This is a genomic window from Burkholderia sp. Ac-20379 (genome assembly GCF_017104645.1).
In the GTDB taxonomy this organism is placed as follows: Bacteria; Pseudomonadota; Gammaproteobacteria; order Burkholderiales; family Burkholderiaceae; genus Burkholderia.
Map to the genome: position 1 here is coordinate 1 of NZ_JAAGPF010000235.1, position 11,740 is coordinate 11,740.

Here is an 11,740-nt window from a genome sequence, read left to right on the forward strand (position 1 = left end):
TGCCGGACGAACTGTCGGCCGCGCCGCAATCCGGCGAATCGCATCCTGCGACGGAACCGGTCGAACCGACGCAGGCCGAAGCACCGTTCGTCGCGCCCGAACCCGAACCGGTGCCGCAGGAATTGGCATCGGAGCCGCAGCCTCTCGAACCGCATCACGTGGTCGAACCGACGCCAGCCGAAGCACCGCTCGTGGCCCGCGAGCCCGAGTCGGTGCCGGACGAACTGTCGGCCGCGCCGCAATCCGGCGAATCGCATCCTGCGACGGAACCGGTCGAACCGACGCAGGCCGAAGCACCGTTCGTCGCGCCCGAACCCGAACCGGTGCCGCAGGAATTGGCGGCGGAGCCGCAGCCTCTCGAACCGCATCACGTAGCCGGCCCGACGCCAGCCGAAGCACCGTTCGTGGCCCGCGAGCCCGAGTCGGTGCCGCAGGAACTGTCGACCGCACCGCAACCCGTCGAATCGCATCCTGCGCCGGAGCCGGCCGACCCGACGCCAGCCGAAGCACCGTTCGTCGCGCTCGAACCCGAGCCGGTGCCGCAAGAACCGTCGGCCACGCCGCAACCCATCGAATCGCACCCGGCGACGGAGCCAGTCGAGCCGTCGCACGACGAAGCGCCGTTAGCGGTTCACAAGTCCGAACCCGAGCCGCTGCCACCGGAATCGGCGGCGCCGCCGCATCCGCTCGAATCCCATCGCGCGACAGAGCCGACGCAGGCCGAAGTACCGGCCGCCGCCCTCGAATCCGCTCCGGTATCGCACGAGCCGGCAACCGCGCCGCAACCGCTCGAATTCCGCGAGATGGCGCCGCCGGTCGAGCCGGCACGTCCCGAGGCCGCTTTCAGCGCCTCCGAGCCCGAGCAATCGGCTCCGCAAGCGCCGGCCGCTCACGCCCAGCCCGAAGAAGCCCTGACTGCCCCCGAAGCCGCCTTCGTCGCGCCGGAACCCGCCGTGCCGGTGGAATTCGCGTCGATGCCCGAGCCGCTCGCGTTGCACGAGCAGCCGGCCGAGGCGCCGGAACCGACGCCGGCGGAAGCCCTGTTCGTCGCGCCCGAACCGGCCGTGCCGCAGGAGTTCGCGGCCGAGCCCGAACCGTTGCCTGTCCACGAGCCGGCGCCGGTCGCCGCAGAGGCCGACGCCGACGTCTCGACCGTCATCCACGACGACGAGCACGACGCCCCGGACAGCGGCCCGCTCGCCTACGCGCTGAATCTCCCCGATGACGAAGCGGCCCCGGCGCCCGCAGCGCCCGCCGAAGTCCCGCCCGACGATCTCGCCGATCGCACCGAATCGGCGCTGCATCGCACCGATGCGCTGCCGCCGCCGGCCTTCGCGCAACTGACGCCGTTCGATGCCGCGACGCCGGTGCCCCCGCGTTTCGCCGACGTCGAAACGCCGCTGCCGGCCGAACTGCGCCACAGCGAATCCCTGGTCGTGCCCCAGCCCCCGCCGCTCAAGATCGATTCGCGCCGGATCGCCGAGCGTCTGCAAGGGCGCGTGAGCGCCTATCTGTCAGGCGAGGGGCGTGAATTGATCGATGCGCGCAGCCGCGAAGTCGTGCAGCAGCACGCGGCCTGGCTGGTGGGCGAAGTGTCGCAGCAGGTGGTGTCGGCGCTCGCACCCGAAATCGAGCGCTGGGTTGGCGAGGCCGTGGAAGAGGCGCTGGCGCATCGCAACGCGCCGACGTCGGAACATTGACGCCGCACGTCGCCACGGCAACGCAAAAAGCAAAAGCAACACGAAAACCGACGCCGCGCGATGCCCGACAGGCCGCGCGGCGTTTGTTTTCACTCGCGCCTTACTTCAGCGTCAGAATCCACTGCGCCAGCGTGCGGGCCTCGTCGCCCGTCACCTGCGTGTTGGCGGGCATCGGCACCGACGCCCATACGCCCACGCTGCCGCGCATGATGGCTTGCGCGAGATAGTCGACGGCGTCGGGGCGTGGCAGATAACGATCGGCGATGGCATGGAACGACGGGCCCATCAACGGGTTGGCGATCGCATGGCACGCCATGCAATTCTTGCGTTGCGCCAGCACGGGGCCGCTGGCCGATTGCTGCGCGATGGCGGGGGCGCTCGATGCCAGCAGCGCAACGAGCGTCGCACCCAAAAGCATGATTCTCATAGGGGTCTCCGCCGGCTCGTGGGCCGGCCTGGCTGTCCGCGCATTATAGAAGCAAAGGTGCGTGGCTTCCGTGCGCCTCGCCGCTTGCTTCGCATCCTGCTGCGCATCCTGCTGCGCTTCCCGCTGCGCGTCGGACTTCGCTTCGGCCCGCGAGCCTTCCGCGTTTACCCCGTCACCGCCCCGCGATTGGCCGGCAGCGCGAGCGCCGCGAATTTCGCCAGCACGCCGCGCGTGTAACGCGGCGCGGGGCGTTGCCAGGCGGCGCGGCGGCGCGCGATTTCGGCTTCGTCCACGTTCAGTTGCAGCAACAGCCGGTGCGCGTCGATCGTGATCGAATCGCCTTCCTGCACCAGCGCGATCGTGCCGCCGGCGAACGCCTCGGGCGCGACGTGCCCCACCACCATGCCCCACGTGCCGCCCGAGAAGCGCCCGTCGGTGATCAGCCCGACCGATTCGCCGAGCCCCTTGCCGATGATGGCGGAGGTCGGCGCGAGCATCTCCGGCATGCCGGGGCCGCCTTGCGGGCCGAGATAGCGCAGCACCACCACGTCGCCGGCGCGGATCCGGTCGTCGAGGATCGCCTGCATCGCGCTCTGCTCGTCGTCGAACACGCGCGCCGGGCCGGTGATCACCGGGTTCTTGAGGCCGGTGATCTTGGCGACCGCGCCGTCCTCGGCCAGATTGCCCTTGAGGATCGCCAGATGCCCTTCGGCATAGAGCGCCCGGTCGATCGGGTGGATCACCTGCTGATCGGCGCGCGGCACGGGCGGCACGTCGCGCAGTGTCTCCTCGATGGTCTTGCCGGTGATGGTCAGGCAATCGCCGTGCAGCAGCCCGGCGTCGAGCAGGATCCGCATCACCTGCGGAATGCCGCCCGCCTTGTGCAGATCGGTCGCGACGAAGCGCCCCGACGGCTTCAGGTCGCAGATCACCGGCACGCGCTTGCGGATCCGCTCGAAATCGTCGATGGTCCAGTCGATCTCGGCGGCGTGTGCGATCGCCAGATAGTGCAGCACCGCGTTGGTCGAGCCGCCCGTGGCCATCAGCACCGACACCGCGTTCTCGATCGAGCGCCGGGTGATGATGTCGCGCGGCTTCAGGTCCCGCTTGACGGCCTCGACCAGCACGCGCGCCGATTCGGCGGCCGAATCCACGGTTTCCTGATCGGGGTTGGCCATCGTCGACGAATAGGGCAGCGCCATGCCGAGCGCCTCGAACGACGAACTCATCGTGTTGGCCGTGTACATGCCGCCGCACGAGCCGGTGGACGGGCAGGCGTTGCGCTCGACGCCCTCGAAATCCTCCTGGGTCATGCGCCCGGCCGTGAACTCGCCGACCGCCTCGAACGCCGACACGATCGTCAGGTCGCGCCCCTTCCAGTTGCCGGGGCGGATCGTGCCGCCGTACACGTAGATGCCCGGCACGTTCAGACGCGCCAGCGCGATCATGCCGCCCGGCATGTTCTTGTCGCAGCCGCCGACCACCACCACGCCGTCCATCCACTGCCCCTGCACGCAGGTCTCGATGCAATCGGCGATCACCTCGCGCGACACGAGCGAATACTTCATGCCCTCGGTGCCCATCGACATGCCGTCGGAAATGGTGGGCGTGCCGAAGATCTGCGGATTCGCGCCGGCCGCCCTGACGGCCTCGACGGCCGCATCGGACAGCCGCTGCAGGCCCGCGTTGCACGGCGTGATGGTGGAGTGGCCGTTGGCGATGCCGATCATCGGTTTGTCGAAATCGGCCTTCTCGTAGCCGAGCGCGTAGTACATCGAACGATTCGGGGAGCGGGCGACGCCTTGCGTGATGTTTTTCGAGCGACGGTTGTGGGACATGAGGGGCTCCATCTCGGGATTCTCGTGACCGGCTGCGCGGTGCGGCCGGGGATCAGGCAAGGATGGTGTGTCCGAAGATGCGTGTCCAATATATTATTCGTCGCTTATTGAGTCGCAAAACATATCAGACATGGCTGACCCGACCCCCGATTTGCGCCAATGGCGCTATTTCGTCGCCGTGGCCGACGAGCGCCACTTCGGCCGCGCGGCCACGCGGCTGTCGATGACGCAGCCGCCGCTGTCGCAGGCGATCCGCGCGCTGGAGGAGGCGCTCGGCGTGGCGCTGTTCGTGCGCACGCGTCGCTCGGTGGAGCTGTCCGCCGTGGGCGCGGCGCTGCTGCCCGAGGTGCGCCGGCTGCTGGCGGCGGCCGAAGCGCTGCCGCCGCTGGCCACCAGCCTCGCGCGCGGCGAGGCCGGCACGCTGGCGCTGGCGTTCGTCTCGACGGCCGACTATGGCTTGTTGCCCGCGCTGCTGCGCGAGTTCGGCGCGCGCTACCCGCGCGTGCGGCTCAAGCTGACCGAGGCGACCAGCGACGTGCAACTGGAGATGCTGGCGGCCGGCCGGATCGACGCCGGCCTCGTGATCGCGCCGCTGCCGCCGCGTCATGCGGCGGGGCTGTCCTATCTGACGGTGGCGCGCGAGCCGCTGGTGCTGGCGATGCCCGAGCAGGCCGCGCCGGGGGCCGAGGCGGAGCCGGTTCGGCTCGATGCATTGACCGATCTGCCGCTCGTGATCTTCCCGCGTCGTTTGGCGCCCGGCTTTTATGACATCATTACGGGCTGCTACGGCGCGCTCGGCCTCACGCCGCGCATCGGGCAGGAGGCGATCCAGATGCAGACGATCGTCAGCCTGGTGTCGGCCGGCATGGGCGTCGCACTGGTGCCGCAATCGCTGCGTAACCTGCGCCGCACGGGCGTGGCCTACCGTCCGCTCGCGGGCGGCGCGCCGATCGTCGAAACCGGCCTGGTCTGGCGCACGCAGGAAGTCAGCCCGGTGCTCGCGGGTTTCGTCGACATCGTGCGGCGTCTGGCGGCCACCGATTGAGATGCGCGGCGAACGCGCGCGCGGCACGAACGTCAAATGGCAGGCGCGGCTCACGTAGGCCGCACCGATTCAGCAACCCTCCACACCGACTCATGATCATTCACCCCAATTTCGACCCCGTCGCGATTCATCTCGGACCGCTGGCCGTGCGCTGGTACGGGCTCATGTATCTGCTCGGTTTCATCGCCGCGATCGTCGTCGGCCGCGTGCGGTTGAAGCTGCCGCACGTTGCCGCGCAAGGCTGGACCGCCAAGGACATCGACGACATGATGTTCTACGGCGTGCTCGGCGTCGTGCTGGGCGGGCGTCTCGGCTACGTGCTGTTCTACAAGGCCGATTACTACTTCGCGCATCCGCTCGACATCTTCCGCGTGTGGGAAGGCGGGATGTCGTTCCACGGCGGCTTCCTCGGCGTGTTGTTCGCGATGGTGCTGTTCGCGTGGCAGCGCAAGCGCACCTGGCTGCAGGTGACGGACTTCATCGCGCCGATGGTGCCGCTCGGGCTGGCCGCCGGCCGCTTCGGCAACTTCATCAACGGCGAGCTGTGGGGCCGCGTGACGAGCCCGAACGCACCGTGGGCGATGCTGTTCCCGGGCGCCTCGCGCGACGACGCGATCTGGCTGTCGCAGCATCCGGCGCTGGCCGCCAAGTGGAACCTGAACGAAGTGTTCCTGCAGTATCAGATGCTGCCGCGCCACCCGTCGCAGTTGTACGAGATCGCGCTGGAAGGCATCACGCTGTTCCTCGTGCTGTTCCTGTTCGCGCGCAAGCAGCGTCCGGTGGGCGCGGTGTCGTCGCTGTTCCTGATCGGGTATGGCCTGGCACGCTTCACGGTGGAATTCGCGCGCGAGCCCGACGATTTCCTGGGCCTGCTGGCGTTCGGGCTGTCGATGGGGCAATGGCTGTCGCTGCCGATGGTGGTGGCCGGCGTGCTGCTGCTCGTGTGGTCGTATCGCAAGGGGCGTCGCAGCGCGGCGGCCTGAGCGCGGTGCGGGATCTGCCCGGATCCGACGCCCGATATGAAAATGGCCCGACCGGCGTGTGCCGGTCGGGCCATTTATTTTGCGGGCCGCGCCGATGCGCGCCGCCCGCTTGGCTTCGTTACTTCATCTGCACCGAGCCGTTCACGTTGACGGTCACGGTGGCCTTGCCGCCTTCCACGGCGATCGGCGCGGCGGCCTTGGCCGACATCATCGGCGCCGAATCCATCGCCATCATGCGCGGATACGGCTGCACGCTGCGCCCGCCGCCCACGTTGACCTCGCGAATCGCGAAGCCGCTGTAGCCGAACGCCTTGGCCGCTTCGGCGGCGCGGTCGCGGAACGATTGGATCGCCTGCGTCGTGAGCTTCTGCTCGGCCGTGCGCTGCGCTTCCGGCGACAGCGAGAACGCGACGTTGCCGACCTGCAGCGAGCTCGACAGATCGCCTGCCAGCTTCGAGGCGGCCGTGAAATCGCGCGATTCCAGCACGACTTCCGTGCGGCCGCGCCAGGCGGAGATCTTGCCGTCGCGATCGGTGCTCGGGTAGACCGAGAAGCCGCCGGTGCGCGCCGTGACGCCCGACACGCCGCGTGCACGCGACAGCGCCGCATCGGCGCGGCGGTTCAGTTCGGCCGTCAGGCTGCCCGGATCCTTCGCTTCCTGTTCGTAGAACAGCGTGATGTCGACCACATCCTGCGGCACGTCGGTGCTGGCTTGCGCCGACAGCGACAGCACGCCGGCCGGCTCCGGCGCGACCTGGGCCTGCGCGGCGGGGATCAGGGCGGACAGCGCGAGTGCGAGTGCGGCAGCGGATTTTTTCATCGTATGAGCTCCTGTTGGTGCGCGGCGCGAGGCAGGTTCGCCGGGGCCGCGCGTCTTGTCGAGGCGACCGCGGGCAGCCGTGGCCCGCGATCGCGCGAGCGTTAGGCAGATGAAAGACCGGTGGAGTTCCGATGCCGTGCCGGCGATTTGACGATGTCTGACGCAGCGCAGTGGCGGCGGCGTTACTTCATCAATTTCTCGGTGATGAAGCGCCATTCCGCGCGCGTGACCGGCGTGATCGACAGGCGGTTGCCTTTCGCGAGCACGCGCATGTCGGCCAGCTCGTCGTGTTCGCGCAGCGCGGCCAGCGCGATCAGCGGGCTCTTCCTGACGAAGCGCACGTCGACGAGCGTCCAGCGCGGGTTCTCCTGCGTCGACTTCGGATCGTGATACGGGCTGGCCGCATCGAACTGGGTGGGATCGGGGTAGGGCGTGGACGACACTTCGGCCAGCCCGGCGATGCCCGGCTCGGGGCAGCTCGAGTGATAGAACAGCACGCCGTCGCCGATCTTCATCGTGTCGCGCATGAAGTTGCGCGCCTGATAGTTGCGCACGCCGGTCCACGGCAGCGTGCGCTGCGGCGCATGGGCGAGATCGTCGATGCTCGCTTCGTCCGGTTCGGATTTCATCAGCCAGAATTGCATGGATGCGTCCGCTGAAAGAGAAGGCAGGAAGGGCACGACGGCGGCGTCGACGCGAGAAAACGCGGCCGCCAATGAAAAACGGCACCGGGCGCTTGGCCCGATGCCGTTGAATAGGTCCCCGCCTTGGCCGCTAGGCCGGCATCCTGAACCAGGGGTTCAGAATTGGTCGCAGTTAGCAGCACTTCGGGTACATCAGACAGAGTGACGCGCTCGCCCGTGCTACAAATTTCCGCAACCGTGCACAAAGGCTATTGGTTCAAGGAATATATGACCTTGGCGAACCAGGCAGGGAAGCTGAGAGAACCTTGCGGATTCGATCTTGTGAACCGGATCCTCATGAACCGCTTACTTCGGTGAGCCCTCGGGCCGTTCCGACGAGCCGCTCAGCGCGCCTCGTGCTGGGCCAGTACCGCACCGAGCTGTTCATTCATGTGGCGCATTGTACGCCGGATTTCTTCCGCGGGAAATGCTTCGCCGTGACGAACGCTCTGTTGCAGGCGGAGCAACTCCGAAGCGAGCGACAGCGCCGCCATCACCGCGATGCGATCGGTGCCGCGCACCGAGCTGTTGGTGCGGATCTTCGACATCTCGGCATCGACGCGCGCCACCGCCTCGAGCAGCGCCGCTTCCGTTTCGGGCGAGCAGGCGAGGCGATACGACTGGCCGAGAATCGAAACTTCGATCTGCTTCGTGGTCATGCATGTTCTCCGTGGCTGGCCGCGCCGTTATCCTTGCCGCCGGCCGGTTCCGCGGCACCGAGCAGGTCGAGCTGGCTCTCGCCGTCGGCGGCCTGCCTGCCGCGCGGCAGCTTTTCGAGGATCGCGTTGAGCTTGATCTGCGCATCGTCGATCTTCGCGGAGAGCGTGTCGCGCTCGGAGACGAGGCCATTGCGTTCATCGCGCAATTGCTCGAGCTCGACGCGCACGGCTTCGGATTCGGCGCGCAATTGCGCGACCTGTTCCTCGAGCGCGAGCCGCTCCGTGTGATGGCGTTGGTTCAGCGCGATCAGGCGGCCAATATTCTGAGAAAGGGTTTCGAGTTCGTTAAGCATTTGCTGCGTCCTCTAAAGACCCGGCATTTTAGCGCGGAAAGCCCGCCGTACCAGCTTTTGTAACGTATCCAGACGTAACACCCCCCTTCCTGGCGTGAAATGCGCTGCAAAACACGGTATTTCATGCGTCTTGCGACGCGATGGCCGCGCCGGCGGTTTTCTTGACTCGCTGTTTTGCCGCTCCTACACTGGCGCCGCTTCGGTGCTCGCGCGCCATGCCTTGGCGTGGCGCGCGGTTAAACGGGAAGCAGGGTGCGACGCCGCGAACGGTGCGCCAACCTGCGCTGCCCCCGCAACGGTAAGCGACCGCGTCGGCGGCAAGCAGGCATGCCGGCGCAAGCCGTCCCTCGATCGGCCGCATGGCGGCCGTGGCCACTGCGCAGTCTCGCGCGCGGGAAGGCGGGGCGCGCCGGTCGCCAGCCCGGATACCGGCCGAAACGGGGAAGCGCGCCGCGCGCGGCTTCCGGAGGCGGGACCTGCGGGGAGGCAGGCGCCGCGCTGGTCTACAGGACGTGCCCGATGCGAACCCCGATTGCCCGCGCCGCGTTGATCGCGACGTGCGGGCTGCCTTGTCTTGCGAACGCGCAGAGCGATGCGCCGCAGGCGGCTTCCGCCCCCGTCGCGCCAGCGGGTGCGGCGGCAAGCGCCGCCGCGAATTCAACCGCACCCGCGTCCACAACTGCGACGGCGGCAGCAACGTCGGCTCCTGCCGCCACCACCGCGCTCGACCCCGTGGTCGTGACCGCGCGCCGCGGCCCGCAGAAGCTCGCCGACGCCCTGCCGCAAACCACGCTGTTCACGCGCGACGACATCGCCCGCAGCAGCGCCACCGATCTGCCGGGCCTGCTCGCGCTCGCGCCGGGCGCGCAGATCGTGCGCAACGGCGGCCCCGGCGCGACGGCCACGCTGTTCCTGCGCGGCGCGCAATCGACGCAATCGCTGGTGCTGATCGACGGCGTGCGCGTCGATTCGGGCAGCCTCGGCGCGGCGCAGATCGTCGATCTGCCGCTCGACCAGATCGATCATGTCGAGATCGTCAACGGCAACGTGTCGTCGCTGTACGGCTCGGGCGCGATCGGCGGCGTGGTGCAGGTGTTCACCCGCGACGGCGGCAATCATCCGCCGCGCTTCGATTTCTCGGCCGGTTACGGCAGCTATCACACGCAATCGCAACACGCCGGCGTGTCGGGCCGGCTCGACGCGGACGGGCGCACCACGTTCTCGCTGTCGCTGTCGCGCGAGAAGACCGACGGCTTCTCGGCGATCGATCCGGCGCTGCAGCCCGGCGCGAATCCGAACGCGAACGGCAACCTGAACGAGAGCGTGTCGGCCACGCTGCGGCATCGCTTCGCGAACGGCTGGACGGCCGGCGTGAGCTGGTTCCAGGCGAACGACACCAACAGCTTCGACAACGCTTACGGCGCGCCCGCCGATCTCAATACGCTCTACAGCCGCGTGCAGCAGATCTCGGCCTTCGCCGACGGCAAGCTGGCCGACTGGTGGGCCACCCGCCTGCGCGTGTCGACCGGCAACGACCGCAGCCAGAACTGGCTGAACGGCGCCTACACTGATCGTTTCAACACCGACAATCGCCAGTACACCTGGCAGAACGATTTCACGATCGCGCGCGGCCAGACGATTCAGGCCGGCTACGAGCGGCTCGACCAGTCGTTCGATTCGGATGTCTACTCGGCGCCGCAGCGGCACGTGAATTCGGGCTGGCTCGGCTATACCGGGCGCATCGGCAACAGCCAGTTCCAGGCCAACGTGCGGCGCGACGACTATTCCGATTTCGGCGGCGCCAACAGCTACTATCTCGGCTACGGGCTCGACCTGGGCGAGCACTGGAAGGTCACGGCCAGCTACTCGGATGCGTTTCGCGCGCCCACCTTCAACGATCTGTACTATCCGCTGTCGGGCAATCCGGCGATCCTGCCCGAGCGCAGCCATTCGGTGGAAGCGGGCCTGCAATACGCGTCCGATGCGCTCGGCCTGCTGCGCCTGAACCTGTTCCAGACGCGCTACGCGAACCTGATCCAATACGTGCCGGGCGCGGGCGGCTTCATCTACACGGCCGAGAACGTCGGGCGCGCCAAGGTGCAGGGGCTGGAGGCATCGTGGCAGGGGCAGCTCGGGCGCACCGATTTGCGCGTGTCGGCCACGCTGCAGAACCCGGTCGACCAGAGCGCCGATCAGGATCTCGTGCGGCGCGCGCGGCGGTTCGCGGCGGTCTCGGCGAGCCATCCGTTCGGCGGCTGGCGCGTGGGCGGCGAATGGCTCGTCAGCGGCGCGCGCGACGATTTCGGCGAGCGGCTCGGCGGCTACGGCGTCGTGAATCTCACGATGCGCTACGACATCACGAAGGCGTGGTACGTCAGCGCGCATCTCGACAACCTGTTCGACAAGGATTATCAGCTTGCCTATGCGTACAACACGCCGCGACGCGGCGCCTACGTCACGATCGGCTGGCGTCAGCCATGACGGCGGCGCGCGATGGGGCGGGTCATGGGGCCGAGCATGGGGCAGGGCATGAATGACGGCATGCGCCGCGTGCCGGGCCGCGCACGGAGCCGTCGATGAGCGCCCCGGCGCCGCGCGCGGCGACCATGACGCGCGAGCGCGCCGCGACGATCTGGGCCGGGCTCGCCGTGGTGGCGGCGCTCGTGTTCGTGGCGTCGCTCGCGCCCGGCAGCGTGCCGGTGTCGCCGTGGCGCGCGCTCGCGGCAGTGGTCGCGCCGGCGGGCGGCCATCCGCTGACGGGCCAGCTCGTGCGCAGCCTGCGGCTTCCGCGCGCGCTGGCCGGCTTCGGCTGCGGCGCGCTGCTGGCGCTGGCCGGGGCGCTGCTGCAGGTGCTGCTGCGCAATCCGCTGGCCGAGCCGTATGTGCTCGGCGTGTCGGGCGGCGCGGCCGGCTTCGCGCTCGCGGCGATGATCGCGGGCGGCGCGTGGTGGCTCGTCGATGCGGCGTCGTTTGCCGGCGCGCTGCTGTCGATCGCGCTGGTGCTCGGTCTGGCGCGCCGCACGCTCGTGCAGGGCGGCGGTGGCTTGCACGGCGCGTCGCGCGAAGCGTCCCCGAGGTTGCTGCTGACCGGCGTGGTGATCGCGGCCGGCTTGGGCGCGCTCGTCACGCTGATGCTGTCGATCGCGCCCGACAACCGGCTGCGCGGCATCGTGGTCCGGCTGGGGTCGGGAGAGCGTCGGTGAGGGAAGAGGTGTGGGGGGACGGTGATTTT

Annotated in this window: 10 protein-coding genes, 1 pseudogene and 1 riboswitch; of the genes and pseudogenes, 5 read left to right on the top strand and 6 right to left on the bottom strand. The window is 68.8% G+C overall.

Annotated features, from left to right (window positions below; genetic code table 11):
• A partial coding sequence (locus tag G3N92_RS24000; RefSeq protein WP_206130074.1) for a DUF2486 family protein occupies positions 1–1,700 on the top strand: 1,700 nt, incomplete at its 5' end.
• Positions 1,701–1,800: 100 nt separating this feature from the next.
• On the opposite strand, the gene G3N92_RS24005 is transcribed toward G3N92_RS24000, so the two are convergent.
• A complete protein-coding gene (locus G3N92_RS24005) occupies positions 1,801–2,127 on the bottom strand; it encodes a c-type cytochrome (protein WP_206130075.1) in 327 nt (108 codons plus the stop codon).
• Positions 2,128–2,291: 164 nt separating this feature from the next.
• Complete coding sequence (ilvD, locus tag G3N92_RS24010; RefSeq protein WP_206130076.1) at positions 2,292–3,965, bottom strand: dihydroxy-acid dehydratase; 1,674 nt, start codon at positions 3,963–3,965, stop codon at positions 2,292–2,294.
• A 130-nt stretch (positions 3,966–4,095) separates the two neighbouring features.
• On the opposite strand from ilvD, the gene G3N92_RS24015 reads away from it, so the two are divergent.
• Together G3N92_RS24015 and lgt are read left to right on the top strand one after the other, a co-directional pair.
• On the top strand, positions 4,096–5,010 hold the full coding sequence (locus G3N92_RS24015) for a LysR substrate-binding domain-containing protein (protein ID WP_206130077.1): 915 nt from the start codon (positions 4,096–4,098) through the stop codon (positions 5,008–5,010).
• Between the two features lie 92 nt (positions 5,011–5,102).
• Positions 5,103–5,993, top strand: a complete 891-nt coding sequence (gene lgt / locus G3N92_RS24020) for a prolipoprotein diacylglyceryl transferase (RefSeq protein WP_206130078.1) — start codon at positions 5,103–5,105, stop codon at positions 5,991–5,993.
• Positions 5,994–6,111: 118 nt separating this feature from the next.
• Here lgt and G3N92_RS24025 read toward each other — a convergent pair whose 3' ends face one another.
• The 4 genes from G3N92_RS24025 to G3N92_RS24040 all read right to left on the bottom strand — a co-directional run bounded on the left by G3N92_RS24025 (position 6,112) and on the right by G3N92_RS24040 (position 8,508).
• Positions 6,112–6,813 carry an SIMPL domain-containing protein gene (locus tag G3N92_RS24025; RefSeq protein WP_206130080.1) on the bottom strand — a complete coding sequence of 234 codons (702 nt, stop codon included), beginning with the start codon at positions 6,811–6,813 and terminating at the stop codon, positions 6,112–6,114.
• A 182-nt stretch (positions 6,814–6,995) separates the two neighbouring features.
• Positions 6,996–7,457: an EVE domain-containing protein gene (locus tag G3N92_RS24030; RefSeq protein ID WP_206130081.1), complete on the bottom strand. Its 462-nt coding sequence runs from the start codon at positions 7,455–7,457 to the stop codon at positions 6,996–6,998.
• Positions 7,458–7,840: 383 nt separating this feature from the next.
• Positions 7,841–8,155: a cell division protein ZapA gene (locus G3N92_RS24035; RefSeq protein ID WP_206130082.1), complete on the bottom strand. Its 315-nt coding sequence runs from the start codon at positions 8,153–8,155 to the stop codon at positions 7,841–7,843.
• The gene (locus G3N92_RS24040; protein ID WP_206130083.1) at positions 8,152–8,508 is read right to left on the bottom strand and encodes an ATPase; all 357 of its coding nucleotides are present in this window, start codon (positions 8,506–8,508) and stop codon (positions 8,152–8,154) included. The genes G3N92_RS24035 and G3N92_RS24040 overlap by 4 nt, the downstream gene beginning before the upstream one ends.
• A 183-nt stretch (positions 8,509–8,691) precedes the next feature.
• A riboswitch (cobalamin riboswitch) is annotated at positions 8,692–8,960 on the top strand.
• A gap of 67 nt (positions 8,961–9,027) precedes the next feature.
• Here G3N92_RS24040 and G3N92_RS24045 point away from each other — a divergent pair.
• The gene (locus G3N92_RS24045) at positions 9,028–10,989 is read left to right on the top strand and encodes a TonB-dependent receptor (RefSeq protein WP_206130084.1); all 1,962 of its coding nucleotides are present in this window, start codon (positions 9,028–9,030) and stop codon (positions 10,987–10,989) included.
• Positions 10,990–11,084: 95 nt separating this feature from the next.
• A pseudogene (locus G3N92_RS24050) lies at positions 11,085–11,681 on the top strand (iron chelate uptake ABC transporter family permease subunit); the annotation flags it as partial.
• Positions 11,682–11,740: the final 59 nt, after the last annotated feature.